This window comes from Stenotrophomonas sp. AB1(2024), assembly GCF_037482345.1.
GTDB lineage: Bacteria > Pseudomonadota > Gammaproteobacteria > Xanthomonadales > Xanthomonadaceae > Stenotrophomonas.
Map to the genome: position 1 here is coordinate 3,369,866 of NZ_JBBHKO020000001.1, position 21,122 is coordinate 3,390,987.

A 21,122-nucleotide genomic window follows, 5' to 3' on the forward strand; every position below is an offset into this window, starting at 1 on the left:
ATGATCCACGAGGGCCGGTTTGATTCCTCTGGGAGATTGCAATATCAGTACCCCTGACAACAAACAGAACCGCAAGAATCAGGAAATCCGGGTGCCGCGCGTACGCGTGATCGGCAGCGACGGTGAAATGATTGGCGTGTTGACGCGTGACGAAGCGCTGTCGATGGCCGAAGACGAAGGTCTGGACCTGGTCGAGATTCAGCCGCAGGCTGATCCGCCGGTGTGCAAGATCATGGACTTCGGCAAGTTCAAGTTCGAAGCGCAGAAGAAGGCCAACGAGGCCAAGAAGAAGACCAAGCAGGTCGAGATCAAGGAAGTGAAGTTCCGCCCGGTCACCGATGAAGGCGACTACCAGATCAAGCTGCGCAAGATGCGCGGTTTCCTGGAAGAGGGTGACAAGATCAAGGTGAACATCCGCTTCCGTGGTCGTGAAATGAGCCATCAGGAACTGGGTCGCGAAATGGCCAACCGGATCGAAGCCGATCTGGGCGAGGACATCGTGATCGAGTCCCGCCCGCGCCTGGAAGGCCGGCAGATGGTCATGATGATCGCGCCGAAGAAGAAATAAGGGCGCGCCGCGTGGCCGAACGGGGCATCGCCCCGTTCAGGTTTCCGGCCCAACCCCGGCAAACCCCGCCCGATCAACAGCTTGCACCCGTTCCCCAACCCATGCATAATGGGCGACCCCGTTTTTTCGGGGCTGCTGTTTTGAACGGTTTCAAGCTTTTCAACGGCAACAGGACCGGCCTGGTTCCCAATGGGGATCCCGGGCTTACAAGCAGGCAAGGGCACGGACGGAAAGTGTGGCAATGCCACCGCCCTGGTCAGTGACAAAACATCATCAAGGACATTGCAATGCCCAAGATCAAGACCAACCGGGCGGCGGCCAAGCGTTTCCGCAAGACCGCCTCCGGCAAGTTCAAGGCTGGCCACGCCAACCGCAGCCACATCCTCACGAAGAAGTCGACCAAGCGGAAGCGCAATCTGCGTCAAACGAACCATGTTCGTGCAGAAGACGCAGGCCGTTTGAACCGTATGCTTCCCTACCTCTGAGGACTGACCCATGGCACGAGTAAAGCGTGGCGTACAGGCGCGTCGCCGCCACAAGAAAATTCTGACCCTGGCCAAGGGCTACTACAACGCCCGCCGCAAGGTGTTCCGCGTTGCCAAGCAGGCCGTCATCAAGGCCCAGCAGTACGCCTACATCGGTCGTAAGCAGAAGAAGCGTAATTTCCGTTCGCTGTGGATCACCCGCATCAACGCGGCTGCCCGCATCAACGGCCTGAGCTACAGCCGTTTCATGAACGGCCTGCTCAAGGCGAACATCACCCTGGACCGTAAGGTTCTGGCTGACATCGCCGTGCACGACGCAGCTGGTTTTGCGGCACTGGCCGAAAAGGCCAAGGGCGCGCTGGCGGCATAAGTCCATTCCCCGCCGTTGCCGTGCAAACGCAACGGCTGCGGGTAAGGCAATGCATGGGGAAGGGCGCAAGTCCTTCCCCATTCTTTTTTGTGGCGGCGGCAGCCCAACCGGGTGCCGTCCCGACAGCGGTGGCGACGGGGGTCGGCCCGGCGCGCATCGCGAAGGCATACCGACGCGAGGTCCAGGCTATCCATGAGTGACATCCAATCCCTGACCACCCAGGCGCTGGCCGACGTGGCCGCCGCCCAGAGCCCCGATGCGCTGGAAGCCCTGCGCGTGGCGCTGCTCGGCAAGAGCGGCAGCATCACCGCACAGCTCAAACAGCTGGGCGCCCTGCCGGCCGATGAGCGCAAGGCGGCCGGCGAAGCCATCAACCAGGCCCGTGACGCGCTGACCAACGCGCTGGGCGAACGCAAGGCCGTGCTGGAGAACGCTGCGCTGGACGCGCGCCTGGCCGCCGAAGCGATCGACATCACCCTGCCGGGGCGCCGCGCTGAACGCGGTGGCCTGCACCCGGTGACCCGTACCCTGGAGCGCATCACCGAAATCTTCGGCCGCCTCGGCTACGAGCTCTCCGAAGGCCCGGAAATCGAAGACGACTGGCACAACTTCGAAGCCCTGAACTTCCCGCCGCACCACCCGGCGCGCGCGATGCACGACACCTTCTACTTCGGCGATGGCCGCCTGCTGCGCACGCATACCTCCGGTGTGCAGGTGCGCTACATGGGCGACCACGCACCGCCGCTGCGCATGATTGCCGCCGGCAAGGTGTACCGCAGCGACAGCGACCAGACCCACTCGCCGATGTTCCACCAGGTGGAAGGCCTGCTGGTGGATGAGCATTCGACCTTTGCCGATCTCAAGGGCACTTTGTCCGAGTTCGTGCGCGCGTTCTTCGAGCGCGACTTCGAAATGCGCTTCCGCCCCAGCTACTTCCCGTTCGTGGAACCCGGCGCCGAAGTGGATATCGCCTGGCAGCAGCCCGACGGCAGCACCCGCTGGCTGGAAGTGCTCGGCTGCGGCATGGTCCACCCCAACGTGCTGCGCAACGTGGGCATCGACCCGGAGCGCTACACCGGCTTCGCCTTCGGCCTGGGCGTGGAGCGCTTCGCCATGCTGCGTTATGGCGTGAACGACCTGCGCGCGTTCTTCGAGAACGACGTGCGGTTCCTCAAACAATTCGCGTAACGCCGAACACATTCATCACGGCCCAGGCGCCTGCGCCGGGCCCACCAGGGTGACACCATGAAATTCTCTGAAAACTGGCTGCGCAGCCACGTTCCCACCACCGCCTCGCGCGACGAGCTGAGCGCGGTGCTGACCGCCATCGGCCTGGAAGTCGAAGAGGTCACCGACCTGGGTGCCAGCCTGGACCACGTGGTGGTGGCGCGGATCGTCACCGCCGAGCGCCACCCCGAAGCCGACCGCCTGCAGATCTGCCAGGTCGATGCCGGGCAGGGCGAGCAGCTGCAGATCGTGTGCGGCGCGCCCAATGCGCGCGCCGGCCTGGTCGCGCCGCTGGCGATGATCGGCGCGAAGATCGGCGACTTCAACATCAGGGCGGCCAAGCTGCGCGGCGTGGATTCCAACGGCATGCTGTGTTCGGCCAAGGAACTGGGCCTGGACAGCGACGCCTCGGGCCTGTTCGAGCTGCCCGACGACGCCCCGGTGGGCCAGTCGCTGGTGGACTACCTGGGCCTGCCCGACGCCAGCATCGAGATCAAACTCACCCCCAACCGCGCCGACTGCTTCAGCGTGCGCGGCATCGCTTTCGACGTGGCCGCCGCGTGCGCCAGTGAAGTGGTGCCGTTCAACGCCACCCCGGTTGCCGCCGTGGGCACCCGCGAACTCAGCATTGCGCTGGACGCCGGTGCTGAAGCGCCGCGTTACCTGGGCCGGGTGATCGACGGCGTGAACCCGCGCGCCGCCACCCCGCTGTGGATGGCCGAGCGCCTGCGCCGCAGCGGCGTGCGCCCGGTGTCGCTGCTGGTCGACATCACCCAGTACGTGATGCTGGAACTGGGCCAGCCGATGCACGCCTACGACCTGGGCACCCTGCAGGGCAGCATCGCCGTGCGCCGTTCGCGCGCCGGTGAAACCCTGAAGCTGCTGGACGGCCGCGATGCCGCACTGGACGACGGTTTCCTGGTGATCACCGACGCCGACCGCCCGGTCGGCCTGGCCGGCATCATGGGCGGTTTCGACACCCGCGTCACCGACGACACCACCGCCGTGTTCCTGGAGGCCGCGCACTTCGCGCCGGCCGCCATCATGGGCCGTGGCCGCAAGCTGGGCCTGCACACCGACGCCGGCCACCGCTTCGAGCGTGGCGTGGACCCGGCGCTGCCGCGCACCGCCATCGAATACGCCACCCGCCTGGTGCTGGACCTGGCCGGCGGCACCCCGGCCCCGGTGACCGAAGCCGTGCGCGAGAGCGACCTGCCGGCCACCGCGACCATCGGCCTGCGCCGTACGCGCATCGCCCGCGTGCTGGGCATCCAGATTGCCGATGCCGACGTGGAGCGCATCCTGCGTGCGCTGGGCATGGACGTGGCCGCCGCCGCCGATGGCTGGCAGGTCACCGCGCCCAGCCGCCGCTTCGACATCGCCATCGAAGAAGACCTCATTGAAGAGCTGGCCCGTATCCACGGCTACGAGCGCATCCCCACCACCCTGCCGGGCGGTGCCGCGCGGATCGCCATGCCCAGCGAAACCCGCCTGGATGACCTGAGCACGCGCCGCCAACTGGTGGCCCGCGACCTGCAGGAAACCATCAACTACGCCTTCGTCGACGCCGGCCTGCTGGCCCAGTGGCAGCTGCAGGACAACGTGGTGGCCCTGGCCAATCCCCTGTCGGCCGAGCTGGCGGTGATGCGCCCGGCGCTGCTGCCGGGCCTGGTGGCCACCCTGGGCCGCAATGCCGCCCGCCAGCAGACTACCGTGCGCCTGTTCGAACTGGGCCGTGTGTTCCACCCGCAGGCCGGGCAGGGCGCTGCGCCGCTGGAAACCCAGCGCGTGGCCGTGGCCGTGTGTGGCGACGCCACCCCGCAGCAGTGGGGCCTGGCCACCCGCAAGGTCGATTTCCATGACCTCAAGGGCGACCTGGAATCGCTGGCCGCCGCCTCCGGCGCCGCGCTCAGCTTCGTGCCCGCCACCCGCCCGTACGGCCACCCGGCGCGTTCGGCCGAGGTCCTGCGCGACGGCGCCAGCATTGGCTGGATCGGCCAGATCCATCCGCGCCTGGCCAAGGCCATGGACATCGACGTGGACGTGTTCGGCCTTGAACTGGACCTGGCCCCGCTGGCCGCCCGCAGCCTGCCGCGCGCCAGCGAGCTGTCCCGTTTCCCGTCCGTGCGCCGCGACCTGGCCTTCCTGGTGCCCGAAGCGGCCGCCTGGGCGGACCTGGAAGCCACCCTGCGCCGGGCCGTGGGCCCGCTGCTGCGCCAGGTGACCCTGTTTGACCGCTATGTGGGCCAGGGGGTCGAGCCGGGCTTCAAGAGTCTCGCTATGGGCTTGATTTTGCAGGACAAGTCGCGCACTCTGACGGACCGCGACGTGGATGCGGTGGTCACCGAGGCGGTGGCCGCAATGGAGCGTGAACACCACGCCCGGATCCGCGGTTGAGCGGGCAGCATGGGGGTAGCAGGCAATGGCATTGACCAAGGCTGAGATGGCCGAAAAGCTGTTCGACGAAGTGGGTCTGAACAAGCGCGAAGCCAAGGAATTTGTCGACGCGTTCTTCGATGTACTGCGTGAAGCATTGGAGCAGGGACGCCAGGTGAAGCTTTCCGGCTTCGGCAACTTCGACCTGCGGCGCAAGAACCAGCGCCCGGGCCGCAACCCGAAGACTGGCGAGGAAATTCCGATTTCCGCCCGTACGGTGGTCACCTTCCGTCCGGGCCAGAAGCTCAAGGAAAGGGTGGAGGCATATGCTGGATCCGGGCAGTAACCGCGAACTTCCGCCGATACCGGCCAAGCGCTACTTCACCATTGGTGAAGTCAGCGAGCTGTGCGATGTAAAGCCGCACGTGCTGCGCTACTGGGAAACCGAATTTCCCAGCCTGGAACCGGCCAAGCGCCGTGGCAACCGCCGCTACTACCAGCGCCACGATGTGCTGATGGTGCGCCAGATCCGCGGCCTGCTGTATGAGCAGGGCTACACCATCGGCGGTGCCCGCCTGCGCCTGGAAGGTGCCGGCGCGCGCGACGAGTCCGCACTGAGCAACCAGATCATCAAGCAGACGCGGATGGAGCTGGAAGAAGTGCTCCAGCTGCTGCGTCGCTGAACCATTTTTCGATCAAACCGGTTATACTCGTCGGCCCGCTGAGAGGCGGGGACAACACCAGCAACATCGGGGCGTAGCGCAGCCTGGTAGCGCATCTGCCTGGGGGGCAGAGGGTCGTCGGTTCAAATCCGGCCGTCCCGACCATTGTTGGTGACACGATCAAGGGTTCGCACTTCTGGTGCGGGCCCTTTTTTGTTTTGGTGGTGTTTCATCGTGCAGGAGAAAAGCATGGTGACGATTCGACGTTCGCGGCCGGAGGAGGGCGAATGCGTCATCGAGATCTGATGACGCTATCAGGCACGCACCAGTTGGCCGAAAGAAGCAGGGAAGTATGGCCGTGCGGGCAGAGGATATCGCCGAAGCACTGGCCAAAGCGCCTAGCCGCGGGTTCAGCATGAAAAGTGCGCTCGACGCTTTTAGCGACATCCGGCCCAGTCGGAACTGAACTCCACAGAGCCACCCTACGGAACGGGTTTCTCGCGCCAGATCACAAGCGCTTTTGGCGCCCACGCGTGCCGACGACGCTGGCCAGGAGTGCTCATCGCAACTTAATGCAGGTGTTAATGAACATTAGCGGTGAGTCACACATTCGGTGCGCCTGCGTTGCGCGCCACCCAGATTGGAGGTAGAGTTCTCGACGTTGGTGATGGGCAAAGAGCCGGCGGTGATTGCTTGGTCGATGTTTAAGGCTACATCCGCAGAGGGCCCGGCTACTAAACGACAAGTAGCATTGCGATGATTGCCCAGCTTGGCTGGGATGCTCCGACCCCCCTCCGTGGTGACACGAGAGGCCTGCTAAGGAGATAGCTGCGTCATTGCCGTCCAACACGAAACAAGGCCCCTCACGGGGCCTTTTTCGTTCGTTGCGGACTGACGCGCCCGACTTGAATTCCTTTGCCATCGCGGCAGTAGCCTCCTGACACTACGGAGTAGTGGCTTTCCGGTCGGCTGATGTGCTCAAGGATCACATTGCCTACCCTGAATCTCGCTGTCTCCAAGCGCGGTTCCATCTGGTAGAACACCGTGACTGGGCCCGCGAGGCACTCCGCAACGTGCTTTCGCACCGCAAGGAGTGCGACATCGTGGTCCCCGATGTGGTGAAAGTGCGCTTTCCACAGGTGTTCAAATCCGAAACCACGACTAGGGCCACGGTGCGCGCCGTACTTCAGGTAGACGGGGCCAGCCGGGAAACGCGGCCCTCGGTGAACCAATATTTCTGGAAGAATCCCGAACACTTCCGAACCGTTGGTAGGGTGTTGGAGTCTTACTTCCTTGTGCCATACCGGATGCTTCACCACAGCTCCATGATTGCCGCACTCGCAACCCGACAATGCGTTCCGGGTGCTTCCTGATCGGATGATCGGAGCCTAGCGAAGCCAGCTAGGCCCAATCGTGACCGCATAGGCAAATGGACAGATCAGTACGCTGACGTTAGAAGAAGCGACGATGAGTGTCGTTTCTCATGCGCACGATGGAGTCATACATGATCTGGCGTGCCGGACATCGCGTCGAATGCGCTAGTGCATGCTCGGCGAGTCGTTCTCTTTCATCGGCAAAGGAGCGAGGGGTTCTTCTTCGATGTCCACGATGGCAATCAGTGCCAGCAGGTTCTTTATCGGCATGTCCTCAACATTGCCAGGGCAGCGCTCCAGCACATCGATCAGTTCCAGCAGCTCGATGATCCGCAGATCGTAGATGCGAAACAGCTTGCGTATGACGCGGAACAGATCGTGTCGAGAGGGATCGTGTTCGCCGATCATGCGCTTCACGAAGTTGCCCGCGTTCGGGGACCTTCCACAGCGAGTCTCGGAGAGAGCTTGCATGATCTCGCCGATAGTCAGCGAATCAAGCGGTCGGGTGGTGGCGGCCAGGCGTTCTTCGAGCTCGACCCACGCATTCCAGAGCGTCGGAGATGTCACCGAAGTATCGAGCGAGGTGGACGGTGACGCGGGTCGGGGCCGCCAGAGAATCGTTGGACATTGCGGAATTCCTCAGTAGAAATGAGATCCACCGCCCTGCGGAATGCCGATGGGCGCTGGTGCGCCTTTGACTCAGAACGCCAATTCCGGTCGCCGAATGTGCGGCGACGGACGGATGCTGCGTGCGATGAGACAGGCCGTCAACGGCTGGCGCGACGAACTGTGCGGTAGAGAGGTTTTCCTGGATCAAACCGTGCCGCACGACGCGCTTGGTTTGTGCGCTGGGTGCATTCTGTGTGGGGGCTCTGCGCTGGCTGCGTCGCGCCAGCTACTATCCAGATGTCAGTTTCAAACCGGTTTTAATGGAGGACACCCCTATGGCGGTACGGCGACTACGGGCCACCGATCTGGAGCAGGCCAGTGCGGTGTGCATGGCGTCCTTCATGGACGCGGTGGCGCCATCGCTGTCGCCGCTGGGCGTTGAGACCTTTGCCGGGATCGTGTCGATGGAGGGCTTCGCCGACCGCATGTCCGACGATAACGACATGTTCGTGTTCGAGACCGCCGGGCAGGTCATCGGCGTGGCCGAGTTGGCGGGTGGGCAGCACGTAGCGACGCTGTTCGTGGCGCCGGGATGGCAGCGGCAGGGGGTTGGGCGGGCGCTGATGGAGGCGCTGCTGGAGTGCGCACGCAGCGAGGTGGTTACGGTGCGGGCGTCGTTGAGCTCGGTTCCGGCCTACGAGCGTTATGGGTTCCGGATATCGGGGGAGGCGGGGGAGTATCTGGGCCTGGTGTATCAGCCGATGGAGCAGGTCAACCGCCGCTAGGCGTTGCCTTCACAAAGCGCCAACGTGATTCCACCTTGGCCGATGCGGCCAGCGCCAGGTGCATCAGTTGACGGCGCGGATCACTTCTTCAATCAGCACGACGTAGCAGGCCACGAAGTAGACCTTGAGCAGGGCGGGATGCTGCCGGGTGACGAATGCGCGCATGGCTGGAAGGCCGTTGTGGGACGTCAGCATTGTGACCAGCCGGTGAAACTGGGGCAATGGTCACACATTCAGTGGTGTGATGAGAGGCTCGGTGAGCGAGCTTGCAAATCAACCACTTGCGAAAGGCCACTCAGAATTGCCCCCTACCATTCGTCGGAAAACCCCTACAAGTGCTGCTGAATACGTAGCCAAGGTCTTCACCTGCAGGTGGGGATTTCACGTCGTTCACGCACCCCATTCACTGTTGCGGCACACGCGCACCGCTAGCGTGGAGTCCTGTCAGCCAACCCGCAATTCGGGCAAAGGAACAACATGATCAAGTGGGCCATCATTTTCGCCATCATTGGCCTCATCGCCGGCGCGCTCGGCTTTGCCGGGATCGGCGGCGCCGCCATTGGCGTGGCCAAGTTCCTGTTCTGGGCCGGCATCATCATCGCCGTCATCCTGTTCGTATTGGGCATGACGATCGCCAAGAAAGTGACCTGACCCCAGGGTCGTACCGTGTCACACCGCCGAAGAAGCCTGCGCAGCGATGCGCAGGCTTTTTTGGTTCAGCGGGCAGGGCTCGAGCGCGTGGCTGGGCTGATGTCAAACAGCATCCAGAATCCATTCTGGTACTGCGGTTCGGCCAGATACGCGGTGATCAACGACGGGGGCGGAAGCGTGGTCCCATCGTCGTACATCAATGCCGTCGCCTCCCGGATCTTCTGAGGAAGTTGCGTGAGCTCGTCCGCAGCGGAATGGACGCCAGGCAGGTCAGGGACGATGGCGCCATATGCGCAGTCCTGCTGGTGGTGGATGTAAACGGGGTAAAGGTGAGGGCAGTTCATGAGTGTAGAAATGCATGCGTTGATGAAGGTGTCCACGCGATTTTCTGAAATGATCCAGGTCATTCCATTGAGCTCGTTTATGCCGCCCTCCGACGGGTTGAGTCGCGTGTCAGGCCGACGATCACTCGAAATAGAACGACACCCCAAGCCCCGCCTGTAGATCCGGGCTGTTGCTGTCCAGGCCCACGTCGAACGAGGCGTCCAGCTGTACCCTTCGGGCTGCCATCCAGGTGATGCCCGCACCCGCCACGGAAGTGGAAGATTCGCCGTTGGTGTGGGTGAAACCGGCTTCAATGTAGGTGCTCACGGTGTCGCTTACGGCCAGGCTGAGGCTGGGCGACCAGCTGAAGGCGTCTTCGCCCGCGCCGCGGGTGGCGTTGGCGTAAAGCGCACCGCTCCACTGGTCGTTGAAGGTGTATTCGTAGCTGGCGCCGAGTTGGTACTGGGTGCCGCCTTCACTGAACCCGCGCGAGCCGGTATCGAAACTGGTGCTGGCGAGCAGCGCTACCGAATGCCGGTCCGAATCAATGGGGAGGGCGAACTTCAGCGCCACGCCGCTGTCGCCCGCGCCACGTGTGGTGGCTGACGGCGCGTCGCGCGGGGCTTCGCGCAGACGGTTCCAGGGGCTGCCGAAGGCCTGTAGTTCAAGGTTGGCACCCAGGCCAACCCGCAGCAGCAGGTCGGTGCTGTACTGCGTGGTGCGCGTGCCGTCGTCATCGCGGTTGCGTTCGTAGCTGGGCAGGCCCAGCTCCAGTGCGACGCCCCCCTGCGGCAGCACCGAAGCCGAAAAACCCAGTCCCGGTCGGTCGAACGCCGGTGTTTCCGCTTCCTCCTGCTGCGCCCACGCGGGCGTGGCCAGCGCCAGCAACATCACCGCCATCACACCACGCATTGCCACACCTGCTGTCGGGAGACAGCAGCAGCCTAGCGAGGCGCTGGCAACGCGCCGTGACGATGTGGCGGCGGCTATCCGGCAGAGCGACCGTTGTCCTGCTCGGCGTCCTCATCCTGGCGGGCATCCTCATCGCCGTCATCGAGGCCCTGCCTGGTATGGCGCCGACCAGGCAGGTCCGTCGACAGGGGGCGCGAGGGCTCGGCGATCAACGGGCTTCGGCTGTGCATGTGCACGCGCGGCAGGAGCGAGCGCAGCTCGGGCAGCACCCAGAACCCATTGCCGAGGTCAGGGCGCCGTGCCGTCTCGTGGTCGAGTGGCGGGGCGTCTTCTTCTTCTTCTTCTTCTTCCGGATCGGCCCAATGCAGGCCCTTTCGTCCGCCCTCTTCGTCGTGGTCCTGCGCGTGGTCGCCTTCATCTGGGGGCGAGGGTGTCATGGCATCCAACGCATCGGCGACATCCTGCCAGCCCGGCGCGTCGGGGCCGACCGCCTCGGTGAGCGGGCTGGGCGATTCAACGCGAGGTGACAGGAGAGGCGGAATATCGGAGGGAATTCGCATGGGCGGCTCGTCCAGTGCGCTGGAATGGAAGCGCGACAGTGCCCCTGCCGGTCCCTGTTTTCAACGCAACAAGTCGCAAACCACCCTCCGCGCGGTTCACTCCGGACGGGTCAGTGCCAGCAGCCCGTCGAGCAGCCGGGCGGCACGCGGTTGCCCGTCATCGTCGATGGGGCAGGCCATGGACTGCAGCCAGAAACCGTGCGCGGCGCGGCGCGCGGCGGTAAGGCGATGGTCGTCGCCTTCGCCGGGGTGGCGCAGCAGCTGCGCCTGGATCCAGTGCTTGAGTGCCTGTGCGATTTCCGGGTCCGGCCGTCCGCGCGGCACACCTGCGCCCGGTTCGGGCGGCAGCAGGCACGCACGGAAGATCGCGGTGACATAGGCGCGGGAAAAGCGCCCGTAAGGGGCGGGGTCCTGTTCGACCAGCGCCTGTACGGCGCGGTCGAATTCCACCAGTGCGGCAGCCAGTGCCGGTGCGTCTGCGGGTTCGTCGGTGCTCAGCATCGGGAAGGGTCGGCTCATGCGGGCTCCAGCGGTGGGAATGGGCGTGCAGCGCCAATCACGGCGCGGGCTGCGCCTGCGGTAGCTGCGGCGGCGTGGTGCCCGCCTGCGCGAGCACCCCATGCAGCAGGGCGATCACCCGTTCGCCCTGGCCATTGCAGGCCAGTTCGAAGGTGGTGTGGCCGCCCAGGGCGGCCAGAGGGGCGTGCAGTATCCATTGCAGTACCTGGTTGCGGTCCGGCTCGATCTGCAGCGCTACGTTGGCGACACGGCGTACGATGCCTTCGCGCATGGTCAGAATCCGTATGTGAGCGCCAGCAGCGCGGTATCCATGTGGTCGCCGCGGGTCATCGGGCTGTCCTTCACCGCGCTGGACAGCAGGGTGCGGCGCAGCGATGCGGTGGCGGTCCAGTGCGCGCCCAGCGGCATCAGCGCGGTGACATCCATGTACGGCGCCACGCCGCTGCCGGCCTTGTAGCGGGCCAGGCCGCTGCGTTGCGCTTCGTCGGCACTCACGCCAAAGTAGTAATCGTTGAGGGCGCTGCTGGCGTAGTTCACGCCTACGCCGGGAATCAGAACGACCTTGCCGGTTGGAATTGGATAGGCGTACTTGGCGTCGGCCGCCAGGCCACCGCCGTGGCCGCTCACTTCGGCCAGCACATTGCCCTGCAGCACGCCCCACGGTGCGGTGTGGCGCACGGCCATGCCGGCCATCGCCGAGAGGTTGCGGTTGTCGAGCTGACGCAGCTGCGCATCGTCGGTGTCCTTGCGCTTGAAGCGCATGACGTGCGGCTGTGCGAGCAGCGAAACGTCGGTCCGGTCGTTGTCGAACAACGTGTAGCCGATGCTGCCGCCACGGAAATGGAACCTCTTTCCTTCGTAGTTGATGACCGGTGCGGGCAGCACGTCGGTGTCATAGCCGGCATAGGGCGATTTCTGTGCCACCACGGCCAGCCCCAGGCTGCTGCGGGGTTTTGCGCCGGGGGCGGCCTGGGCCAACACACTGCCGCTGGCCAGCAGGCCCAGCAGGGTGATGCCTGCTGCCGCTGCCTTCCGTGAACCGATCTGCATGGGTACTGCTCCTGGGGGGACGATCAAACCCCCATGGTGTCCCCCGGACATTGTGGGAACGTTGCGCCGGCCGGCGCGGTACCATCGGCGCCCATCCTCCCCTTGCCCGTTGCCATGCGCATCCTGCTGCTCGAAGACGACCCCGAACTGGCCGGTGCCATCCAGGCCAGCCTGGGCCGGCATGGCATGGTGGTGGACCTGGTGGTGTCGATGGCGCAGGCCGCCGAAGCGCTGAAGTCGGGCGTGCACCAGGTGTTGCTGCTGGACCGACAACTGCCCGATGGCGATGGCGCGAACTTCGTGCGCGTGGCGCGCAGCCACATTCCCAACCTGCCGGTGATCATGCTCACCGCGCGAGATTCGGTGGCCGACCGCGTGGTGGGGCTGGACGTGGGCGCTGATGATTACCTGACCAAACCCTTCGCGGTGGAAGAGCTGCTGGCGCGGATCCGCGCGATCTCGCGGCGGCCGGCGCAGATCACCCTGCCGGTGCTGGCGCTGGGCCGGCTGCAGTTCGATTTCGTGGCGCGCGAGGCCAGCGTGGCCGGTGCGTTGCTGGCGCTGCCACGGCGGCAGTTGCTGGTGCTGGAAGCACTGGCGCTGCGCCAGGGCCGCACGGTGGCGCGCGCGGCGCTGCAGGAGGCGGTGTATGGCTTCGATGATGAGATTCAATCCAACGCACTGGATGCGCATGTCTCCAAGCTGCGCCGCGCGCTGGCCGATGTCGATGCGCAGGTGGAAATCCACGTGATGCGCGGCATCGGCTACCTGCTCAAGGAAACCACATGAAGTTCCTCAAACCCGGCTCGCTGTCCTTCAGCCTGGCCTGGAAGATCTGCCTGATCCAGATGACCATGGTGGCGGTGGGCCTGACCGGCATGGTGCTGATGTATGGCGACCGTGGCGCGGCCTATATCGACTGGAAAACCAGTCAACTGGTGGCCGAGGCGATCCACGTCGATGGCGATGCGCTGCGGGTGGACTGGGACGCGGTCAATGTCGCCGTGCCCGATCGCCCCGCATCGTTCTGGTTTGCCGCAGCCGACGAGCAGGGCCGGCGACTGGAGCAGGGCAACGTGCCGCCGGCCTTCCGCCCGCTGGTGCAGCAGTTGCAGCACGTGGAGCCCACCGATGTGCGCACGCGCACCCACGGGGTGGAACTGGCGATGCGGGTTTGGGTGACCGAGCCCGATGGCGGCCGCATCCACGTGATGCTGGGCGGCATTCCGCATCGCGGCCTGTGGCGGCAGATGCTGGTGGTGATTGGTTACCTGGGTGGCTGGATCACGCTGCCGCTGATCGTGATCACGCTGGTGGTGGCGCCGTGGGCGATCCACCGCTCGTTGCGCGGGGTGAACCGGGTGGCCGCGCAGGCCGCCGCGATCCAGATCACCGAACGCGGGCGCGGCCTGGATACGCATGCGGTGCCGCGCGAGATCGTGCCGCTGGTGGATGCGTTCAATGCGGCGGTGCGCCGTATTGGCGAGAGTTACGACGCTCAGGATCGCTTCCTTGTTGGCGCGGCGCATGAGCTGCGCATGCCGATTGCGATCCTGGCCACGCGCATCGCCGACCTGCCGCCGGGCCAGGTGCGTTCGCGCCTGCAGCGCGACCTGGGGCGGTTGAGCAACATCGCCGAGCAGTTGCTGGACCTGCAGCGGTTGGATCATCACCGCAGCCAGCACCAGCGTATCGACCTGGCCGCGCTGACCGGCGAGGTGGCTGCGGATGTCGCCCCGTTGCTGATCGATGCCGGCTACGAGTTCGCGGTGGAGGCACCGGAGGCTCCGGTCTGGGTGCTGGGCGATCCCGATGCGCTGCACCGGGTGATCAGCGGCCTGCTGCAGAACGCCATCGCCCACGGTGGTGGACGCGGCCTGGTGGTGGTGGAGCTGCAGCCAACCGGGGTGCTGTCGGTCAGCGATGAGGGTGATGGGGTGCCCGAGCAGGCGCGGCAATCGATCTTCGAGCCGTTCCACCGGCTGCGCCCCAGCGGCAGTGGCAGCGGGCTGGGGCTGTATCTGGCGCGTGAAATCATGCTGCGCCACGGTGGCAGCATCGTGGCCGAGGAAGCAGCCGGCGGCGGCGCGCGGTTCGTGATGAGCTTGCCGGTGGTATAGGGAAAGCGCTGGGCCGGGTATAGGGCGGATACCAATATCAGACTAATCCGATAGTTCTGTGTCGGCTTCGGCCGTATGGTACGGGTGAGGGATAGACCCGGAGTGCACCATGAATATCACCGTGCAGCACGCGGACCGCCGCTGGCGCGTTCTTGATCCCAGCCGCAACGAAACCGCCGCGTTTGCCGACGGCGCGGTGGCCTTTGATTTCGCCGACAACCTGGCCCGCGAAAAGCACGCCGAAACCGGGCGCAGCATTGCCGTGCGGGTGGAAGTGCAGGACGCATTCGTCGACGTGGTGCGCTACGGCTGAGCCATTGTCGGGCGTGACCGCGTGCTTGGGAAACGGGTCAGCTGCGCGTTGGCTAGTTGAATCGACCCTGAAATGAGCGACCTTCGGCCTATAGGCGAAGGGCTCCGCTTGCCTGATCCTGTGCCTGTTCACAAAACGGTTCGAGGCAGGCATGAGGAGCAACGCGATGGCGAACGGAACGCATAAGTGGGTGTGGGCGCTGCTGCCAGCGATGTTGGCGGCTGGCGTGACCACCCAGGCGCAGCAGTACGACCGTTACCGTGACAATGGCTACAACGATGGCCCGGTGCGCTGCGAATCGATCAAGGGCCGTACCCAGCAGTGCCCGATCGATGGTCGCGCGCGGCTGGTGCGGCAGATTTCCGGCACCCCGTGCATCGAAGGCGATACCTGGGGCCAGGCGCGCAATGGCGTATGGGTCACACGTGGGTGTCGCGCGGAGTTCATTGCCGAAGGCCGGCGGCCCTCGCATGGCAATGGCAACGGGTGGGGCAACAACGGGGGTGGCTGGGGGGGTGGGCGCGGGCAGGTGATCAGCTGCGATTCCAACGACAAGCGCCTGCGCCGTTGCAACGTGAGCATCCGCCGCGAGGCGCGGCTGATCCGCCAGACCTCGCGCACCGCCTGCGTGGAAGGCCGCAACTGGGGCTGGGACCGCGATGGCGTCTGGGTCAACGGCGGTTGCCGCGCGGAGTTCGAAATCCGGTAAGGGCGCCGGGTTACATGGCGTCGCAACGCCGGAACCCCTGTGTAGAGCCACGCAGGGCGTGGCTCTACGACCCCACGGTCAGGCGCTCAGGGCTTGGCTGCCCAGGTTCGGCCAGCGCTTCAACACGGCCGCGCGGATGCCGACTGCATCAATCCCCGCTTCGGCCAGCAGGTCTTCACGGCTGGCGTGATGCTGGAAGCCGTCGGGCAGGCCCAGGTGCAGGAACGGGCGCAGTACGTCTTCGGCATTGAGCAGTTCGGCCACGCCCGAACCGGCGCCGCCCGCCACCACGTTGTCTTCGATGGTGACAAAGCCCTGGTGGGTCTTGGCCAGCTCCAGCAGCAGCGCACGGTCCAGCGGCTTGATGAAGCGCATGTTGACCACGCTCAGGCCCAGCTCGCGCCCAACCGCTTCCGCCGCCGGCACGGTGCTGCCAAACGCGAGCAGCGCGATGCGGCTGCCCTGCACGCGCAGGTCGGCCTTGCCGATCTCCAGCGTGGCAAGGTCGTTGCCGGCATCCACGCCGGTGCCGCTGCCACGCGGGTAGCGCACGGCAGCCGGGCCGTCGTATTGCAGGCCGGTGCTGAGCATCCGGCGGCATTCGGCTTCATCGGCCGGTGCCATCACCACCATGTGCGGCACGCAGCGCAGGAAGCTCAAGTCCAGGTTGCCGGCATGGGTGGCGCCATCGGGACCGACCACGCCGGCGCGGTCGATGGCGAACAGCACGTCCAGCTTCTGCACCGCCACGTCATGCACCAGCTGGTCGTAGGCGCGCTGCAGGAACGTGGAATAGATCGCCACCACCGGCTTGGCGCCCTGGGTGGCCATGCCGGCAGCCAGCGTCACTGCGTGCTGCTCGGCAATGGCGACGTCGTGATAGCGCTCCGGGAATTCCCTGCTGAAACGCACCAGGCCCGAGCCTTCGCGCATGGCCGGAGTGATGCCCAGCAGGCGCGGTTCGGCGGCGGCGGCATCGCACAGCCAGTCGCTGAACACATCGGTGTAGGTGGGCTTCTTGGCGCCGCCCTTGGCCACCAGGCCCTTGTCCGGGTCGAACGGGCCCACCGCGTGGTAACCGATCTGGTCGCCCTCGGCGCGCTCGTAGCCCTTGCCCTTGGTGGTCATCACGTGCAGCAGCTTCAGGCCCTTGAGGCCCTTGAGCGTCTTCAGCGTGGCCACCAGCGCAGGCACGTCGTGGCCATCGATGGGGCCGGTGTAATGGAAGCCCATTTCCTCGAAGAAGGTGGACGGCACGAACATGCCCTTCCAGTGTTCTTCCCAGCGCTTGACGAAGCGGGCGGACGGGGATTTCTTCTTGTCGCCCAGGATGCGCTTGCCGCCCTCGCGCAGGGCGTTGAGGGTGCGGCTGCCGGTGGCGCGGCCGAGCATCTTGGTCAGCCCGCCCACGGCTTCGGAGATCGACATGTTGTTGTCGTTGAGGATCACCAGCAGGTTCGGTTCCTGCTCCATGCCACCGGCATGGTTGAGCGCCTCGTAGGCCATGCCGGCGGTCATCGCGCCGTCACCGATCACCGCCACGACTTTGCGGTCATCGCCTTCGAGCTGGCGCGCGATGGCCATGCCCAGCGCGGCGGAGATGGACGTGGAGGAGTGGCCGACCCCGAAGGTGTCGTACTCGCTTTCCTCGCGCTTGGGGAACGGCGCCACGCCGTCCTTCTGCTTGACGGTGTGGATCTCGTCGCGGCGGCCGGTCAGGATCTTGTGCGGGTAGGTCTGGTGGCCCACGTCCCACACCAGTTGGTCGACCGGGGTCTGGTACAGGTAGTGCAGGGCTACGGTGAGTTCGATCACGCCCAGGCCGGCGCCGAAATGGCCGCCACTTTTGCCCACCGACTCGATCAGATAGGCACGCAGTTCATCTGCGATGGCGGGCAGTTCGGATTCATCGAACCTGCGCAGGTCATCCGGATTCTGGATGCGCGACAGGCGGGGATAGCGTGCGGAATCGATCATTTTTATCGCGCTTCTTCTCAAGCGCCTATTTTCGCCCCCAAACCGGGGTGGGGCAAGCAAACCGCCATGCCGGTGAGCAGACAGTGAGGGCGCCTGCGACAACCTGTCGCAGGGTCAGGCGGCCAGCTTGGAGCGTTTGGGCAGTTGCGCCTTCAGGAACGCCATCTGGTCGGCCAGGATGTTGCGGTTGGACAGGATCATGTGTTCGATCCAGCTGGGCCGGTAGGGCACCGCCAGCAGCGGCATGCCGGCCTGCTGCGGGGTGCGGTCGCTCTTGCGCGAGTTGCAGTGGAAACAGGCGCTCACCACGTTCTCCCACACATCCAGGCCGCCCTTGGACAGCGGCATGACGTGGTCGCGGGTGAGCTGCGGGCGGTGGAACTGTTGCCCGCAGTACAGGCACAGGTGCGCATCGCGCGCGAACAGTGCCTGGTTGGACAGGTTCGGGGTGGGATCCAGCGCCCGTGAACGGGCATGGCCGCGCGCGGCGATGATCGGGTGCAGGTCGACCCCGCTCTGCAGGCCGGTGAGCCGGTTGATGCCGCCGTGGATGTGCAGGCAGGGATCGCCCAGGGTCCAGGCGACGGCGTCACGCGAGTAGAGGCAGGCGGCATCCTGCCAGTTGATCCAGTCCAGTACGCGGCCATGGGCATCCAGGGACAGCAGGCGGACGCTGCCGGGCCGATGCAGGGTAATGATCGGCGATACCTCGGCGACCGGGGCGGACGAGGCTCCGGTATCGATCAGACCTAAGCTTGTAGTGTCTGTCTCCATCGGGAAAACAGCTTATACCGGATTGGTTGCAATTTGGGTATGGGAACGAACCAGAGGTTCGTTCCGGGTAGCAACCGACCGTTGGTCGGTTGACCTTCCCGTATCCCTTCAATGACCCGGGTAGCGGTCGGAGTGGTGCCTGGGACACCTAAGCCCCGCGCCGCCGGCGAGCGCCCGCCCCGGTAGCGCCGGCCGTTGGCCGGCCCTTGCATGCCCATCACCGTTCATGAGGGCCGGCCAACGGCCGGCGCTACCGGGTACGCTTTACTCGCCGAAACGCGCGTCGTCCATCGCCATTAGCGATTCCGCACCGGCTTCGATCGCGGCTGCATGGGCCAGCGTGCGCGGGAGCATGCGGGCGAAATAGAAGCGGGCGGTTTCGCGCTTGGCCTGCTTGAACGCGTCGCTCTGCGCGGAGGCATCGGCGGCGGCCACGCTGCGTGCCCACCAGTAGGCCAGCACCACGTAGCCGGAGTAGAACAGGTAATCGAAGCTGGCCGCGCCCAGTTCGTCGGGGTTGGCGGCCGCGCGCTGCAGGGTGGCCAGGGTCAACTTGCCCCATTCGTCGGCCTTGGCGCGCAGCGGGGCAATGAACTCGGCCAGCGCTTCGTTGCCTTCATTGGCCTTGGCGAAGGTTTCAATCTCGGCCAGCATCAGCTTCAGCCCGGCGCCCTGGCTGGCGGCGGTCTTGCGGCCGATCAGGTCCAGCGCCTGGATGCCGGTGGTGCCTTCGTACAGGGTGGTGATGCGCGCATCGCGCGCCAACTGCTCCATGCCATGCTCGCGGATGTAGCCGTGACCACCGAAGCACTGCAGGGCGTTATAGGTGTTTTCGATGCCCCATTCGGTCTGGCACGCCTTGGAGATCGGGGTGAGGAAGCTCACCAGGGTCTCGGCGCGCTCGCGCTCGCCGGCATCGTCGGCGTGGTGGGCCACGTCGATCAGGGTGGCCGCGTGCAGCGCCAGCAGGCGGCTGCCTTCCACCAGCGATTTGATCGAGAGCAGCATGCGGCGCACGTCGGGGTGGACCAGGATCGGGTCGGCCGGCTTGTCCGGGTTCTTCGGGCCGCTCAGCGAACGCGATTGCAGGCGCTCGCGCGCGTACTTCAGCGCGTTCTGGTAGGCGCGCTCGGACAGGCCGATACCCTGCAGGCCCACGCCCAGGCGCGCGGTGTTCATCATGGTAAACATCGCCTGCAGGCCCTTGTGCGGCTGCCCGACCAGGTAGCCTTCGGCGCCGTCGAAGTTCATCACGCAGGTGACCGAACCCTTGATGCCCATCTTGTGCTCGATCGAACCACAGCGCAGCGTATTGCGCTCGCCCACATTGCCGTCACGGTCGACCTTGAACTTCGGGGTGACGAACAGCGAAATGCCCTTGGCACCAGCCGGGGCGTCGGGCAGCTTGGCCAGCACCAGGTGCACGATGTTGTCGGTGAGGTCGTGCTCGCCGGCAGTGATGAAGATCTTGGTGCCGGTGATGGCATGGCTGCCATCGGCATTGGGTTCGGCCTTGGTCTTGAGCAGGCCCAGGTCGGTGCCGCAATGCGGTTCGGTCAGGCACATGGTGCCGGTCCAGCGGCCTTCGATCAGCGGCTTGAGGAAGGCATCCTGCTGCCACGCTTCGCCGTGCTGCTTGAGCGCTTCAATCGCGCCGTGCGAGAGCAGTGGGAAGTTGCCCCAGGCCAGGTTGGCGGCGTTGATCATTTCGTTGAGCGGCACGCCCAGCGTGTGCGGCAGGCCCTGGCCGCCCAGTTCGGGCGCTGCAGTGAGGCCGGTCCAGCCGCCATCGACGAACTGGGCATAGGCCTGCTTGAAGCCGGGCGGGGTGGTGACGTCACCGCTGGCCTGGTCGAGCACGCAGCCGATCTCATCGCCCACGCTGTTGAGCGGCGCCAGCACGCTGGTGCTGAAGCGGCCGGCTTCTTCCAGCACCGCATCGACCACGTCGGTGGTGGCGTCGGCGAAACCGAGGCGAGCGAACAGCTGCTCCACCTTCAACACGTCGTGCAGGGCAAAGCGGATATCGGAAAGCGGGGCGGTGTAGCTGCTCATCGTCAGGTCTCGATCAGGTACAAAGGAACAGGCAAGGGTAGTGCAGGGTTCAGCGCAGCACGCCGGGCAGGCCGGGGGCCTGGTTGAGGGTGCTGCGGTTGTCGATCTCGAAGCTGCGCTGCTTCTTTTCCTGCGGCGTGGCTGCAACGGTGCCCTTGAGCGAATAGCCCAGGGTGCGGTTGCCGGCCAGGGCGTCGGCGACCACGATGCGCGCAGCCGAAGAAGGCTGCAGTTCAACGTTGATGACGTCGGCCGACACGCCGCCGATGGAGATGGCCGGCCGTGCACTCACCTTGCCCGCGTCCTGGTCGCCGACCTGCATCTGCAGGTCCACGCTGTCGAAGGTCATGGGCATGGAGCTGAAGTTCTGCAGGCGCAGGGCCAGGGTCCAGTTGCCGTTGGCGCCTACGGTCAGCTGCTGCACGCTGGCAGCCGGCGGCGAAACGCGCTTGACGTTGGTGTTGCAGGCGGTCAATGCAACGGCGGTGGCGGCCAGCAGGGCAACGGTGAGGGCGGTACGAAGGCGGTGGAACATGGGCGCAAATCCTCGTGCAGGTACTGCGTGGATGAAAGCATACTACTGCGTATGGTTGTTGTGCGGGTATGGCCGGGACCGGCCCATGACCGGTGGCTATCGACCGCGGGTCACAGACCGGTAGGTATCGACCGTTGGTCGATACGCATCGTAAGGCACGCGAAGGTG

The 21,122-nt window shown here is 65.4% G+C and carries 24 protein-coding genes and 1 tRNA gene; 14 read left to right on the plus strand and 11 right to left on the minus strand.

The genetic code is table 11. From position 1 onward, the window contains the following. Positions 1-28 precede the first annotated feature (28 nt). The 8 genes from infC to WIX41_RS15155 all read left to right on the plus strand — a co-directional run bounded on the left by infC (position 29) and on the right by WIX41_RS15155 (position 5,853). Positions 29-568: a translation initiation factor IF-3 gene (infC, locus tag WIX41_RS15120; RefSeq protein ID WP_026070650.1), complete on the plus strand. Its 540-nt coding sequence runs from the start codon at positions 29-31 to the stop codon at positions 566-568. A 287-nt stretch (positions 569-855) separates the two neighbouring features. Then, positions 856-1,053 carry a 50S ribosomal protein L35 gene (gene rpmI / locus WIX41_RS15125; protein WP_017355265.1) on the plus strand — a complete coding sequence of 66 codons (198 nt, stop codon included), beginning with the start codon at positions 856-858 and terminating at the stop codon, positions 1,051-1,053. A gap of 10 nt (positions 1,054-1,063) precedes the next feature. Then, complete coding sequence (gene rplT / locus WIX41_RS15130) at positions 1,064-1,423, plus strand: 50S ribosomal protein L20 (RefSeq protein WP_145479962.1); 360 nt, start codon at positions 1,064-1,066, stop codon at positions 1,421-1,423. A 192-nt stretch (positions 1,424-1,615) separates the two neighbouring features. Then, positions 1,616-2,611: a phenylalanine--tRNA ligase subunit alpha gene (locus WIX41_RS15135; RefSeq protein ID WP_339448883.1), complete on the plus strand. Its 996-nt coding sequence runs from the start codon at positions 1,616-1,618 to the stop codon at positions 2,609-2,611. A gap of 57 nt (positions 2,612-2,668) precedes the next feature. Then, positions 2,669-5,047 (plus strand): phenylalanine--tRNA ligase subunit beta, encoded by a 2,379-nt coding sequence (gene pheT / locus WIX41_RS15140; protein ID WP_339448885.1) that lies wholly within the window; start codon positions 2,669-2,671, stop codon positions 5,045-5,047. A 25-nt stretch (positions 5,048-5,072) separates the two neighbouring features. After that, the gene (locus WIX41_RS15145) at positions 5,073-5,372 is read left to right on the plus strand and encodes an integration host factor subunit alpha (protein WP_005410432.1); all 300 of its coding nucleotides are present in this window, start codon (positions 5,073-5,075) and stop codon (positions 5,370-5,372) included. Further along, the gene (locus tag WIX41_RS15150; RefSeq protein WP_068853353.1) at positions 5,353-5,709 is read left to right on the plus strand and encodes a MerR family transcriptional regulator; all 357 of its coding nucleotides are present in this window, start codon (positions 5,353-5,355) and stop codon (positions 5,707-5,709) included. The genes WIX41_RS15145 and WIX41_RS15150 overlap by 20 nt, the downstream gene beginning before the upstream one ends. Before the next feature lie 67 nt (positions 5,710-5,776). Next, positions 5,777-5,853, plus strand: a tRNA-Pro gene (locus tag WIX41_RS15155). 1,373 nt (positions 5,854-7,226) lie between these two features. Here the strand turns inward: WIX41_RS15155 and WIX41_RS15160 are convergent. Continuing rightward, entirely contained in the window at positions 7,227-7,628 is a 402-nt protein-coding gene (locus WIX41_RS15160) for a hypothetical protein (RefSeq protein ID WP_339448888.1), read from the minus strand. A gap of 362 nt (positions 7,629-7,990) precedes the next feature. Here WIX41_RS15160 and WIX41_RS15165 point away from each other — a divergent pair, with 362 nt between their 5' ends. Next, entirely contained in the window at positions 7,991-8,455 is a 465-nt protein-coding gene (locus tag WIX41_RS15165) for a GNAT family N-acetyltransferase (protein WP_339448890.1), read from the plus strand. Between the two features lie 477 nt (positions 8,456-8,932). Then, on the plus strand, positions 8,933-9,106 hold the full coding sequence (locus WIX41_RS15170; RefSeq protein ID WP_339448892.1) for a DUF1328 domain-containing protein: 174 nt from the start codon (positions 8,933-8,935) through the stop codon (positions 9,104-9,106). Positions 9,107-9,171: 65 nt separating this feature from the next. On the opposite strand, the gene WIX41_RS15175 is transcribed toward WIX41_RS15170, so the two are convergent. The 6 genes from WIX41_RS15175 to WIX41_RS15200 all read right to left on the minus strand — a co-directional run bounded on the left by WIX41_RS15175 (position 9,172) and on the right by WIX41_RS15200 (position 12,471). Continuing rightward, the gene (locus WIX41_RS15175) at positions 9,172-9,513 is read right to left on the minus strand and encodes a type II toxin-antitoxin system HicB family antitoxin (protein WP_339448894.1); all 342 of its coding nucleotides are present in this window, start codon (positions 9,511-9,513) and stop codon (positions 9,172-9,174) included. A 58-nt stretch (positions 9,514-9,571) separates the two neighbouring features. Further along, complete coding sequence (locus tag WIX41_RS15180) at positions 9,572-10,342, minus strand: transporter (protein WP_339448895.1); 771 nt, start codon at positions 10,340-10,342, stop codon at positions 9,572-9,574. A gap of 74 nt (positions 10,343-10,416) precedes the next feature. Next, positions 10,417-10,902 (minus strand): hypothetical protein, encoded by a 486-nt coding sequence (locus tag WIX41_RS15185; protein WP_339448896.1) that lies wholly within the window; start codon positions 10,900-10,902, stop codon positions 10,417-10,419. A gap of 96 nt (positions 10,903-10,998) precedes the next feature. Next, entirely contained in the window at positions 10,999-11,421 is a 423-nt protein-coding gene (locus WIX41_RS15190; protein ID WP_339448898.1) for a hypothetical protein, read from the minus strand. Positions 11,422-11,458: 37 nt separating this feature from the next. Next, positions 11,459-11,692 (minus strand): hypothetical protein, encoded by a 234-nt coding sequence (locus WIX41_RS15195; RefSeq protein WP_339448900.1) that lies wholly within the window; start codon positions 11,690-11,692, stop codon positions 11,459-11,461. A 2-nt stretch (positions 11,693-11,694) separates the two neighbouring features. Next, positions 11,695-12,471 carry a MipA/OmpV family protein gene (locus WIX41_RS15200; protein WP_339448902.1) on the minus strand — a complete coding sequence of 259 codons (777 nt, stop codon included), beginning with the start codon at positions 12,469-12,471 and terminating at the stop codon, positions 11,695-11,697. Positions 12,472-12,585: 114 nt separating this feature from the next. Here WIX41_RS15200 and WIX41_RS15205 point away from each other — a divergent pair, with 114 nt between their 5' ends. The 4 genes from WIX41_RS15205 to WIX41_RS15220 all read left to right on the plus strand — a co-directional run bounded on the left by WIX41_RS15205 (position 12,586) and on the right by WIX41_RS15220 (position 15,613). Beyond that, positions 12,586-13,260 carry a response regulator transcription factor gene (locus WIX41_RS15205; RefSeq protein WP_339448904.1) on the plus strand — a complete coding sequence of 225 codons (675 nt, stop codon included), beginning with the start codon at positions 12,586-12,588 and terminating at the stop codon, positions 13,258-13,260. Next, positions 13,257-14,591, plus strand: a complete 1,335-nt coding sequence (locus tag WIX41_RS15210) for a sensor histidine kinase (RefSeq protein ID WP_339448906.1) — start codon at positions 13,257-13,259, stop codon at positions 14,589-14,591. Before WIX41_RS15205 ends, WIX41_RS15210 begins: the two co-directional genes overlap by 4 nt. Positions 14,592-14,700: 109 nt before the next feature. Further along, positions 14,701-14,904, plus strand: coding sequence for a hypothetical protein (locus WIX41_RS15215; RefSeq protein WP_339448908.1), 204 nt, complete (start codon positions 14,701-14,703; stop codon positions 14,902-14,904). A 166-nt stretch (positions 14,905-15,070) separates the two neighbouring features. Further along, positions 15,071-15,613 (plus strand): DUF3011 domain-containing protein, encoded by a 543-nt coding sequence (locus WIX41_RS15220; RefSeq protein ID WP_339448909.1) that lies wholly within the window; start codon positions 15,071-15,073, stop codon positions 15,611-15,613. Positions 15,614-15,691: 78 nt separating this feature from the next. Here the strand turns inward: WIX41_RS15220 and dxs are convergent, their stop codons facing one another. The 4 genes from dxs to WIX41_RS15240 all read right to left on the minus strand — a co-directional run bounded on the left by dxs (position 15,692) and on the right by WIX41_RS15240 (position 20,954). Then, positions 15,692-17,590: a 1-deoxy-D-xylulose-5-phosphate synthase gene (dxs, locus tag WIX41_RS15225; protein ID WP_339448910.1), complete on the minus strand. Its 1,899-nt coding sequence runs from the start codon at positions 17,588-17,590 to the stop codon at positions 15,692-15,694. Positions 17,591-17,704: 114 nt separating this feature from the next. Continuing rightward, positions 17,705-18,364: an HNH endonuclease gene (locus WIX41_RS15230; protein ID WP_339448911.1), complete on the minus strand. Its 660-nt coding sequence runs from the start codon at positions 18,362-18,364 to the stop codon at positions 17,705-17,707. Positions 18,365-18,628: 264 nt separating this feature from the next. Then, positions 18,629-20,419 (minus strand): acyl-CoA dehydrogenase C-terminal domain-containing protein, encoded by a 1,791-nt coding sequence (locus WIX41_RS15235; RefSeq protein ID WP_339448912.1) that lies wholly within the window; start codon positions 20,417-20,419, stop codon positions 18,629-18,631. 49 nt (positions 20,420-20,468) lie between these two features. Next, the gene (locus WIX41_RS15240) at positions 20,469-20,954 is read right to left on the minus strand and encodes an LEA type 2 family protein (protein ID WP_339448914.1); all 486 of its coding nucleotides are present in this window, start codon (positions 20,952-20,954) and stop codon (positions 20,469-20,471) included. Between the last annotated feature and the right edge of the window lie 168 nt (positions 20,955-21,122).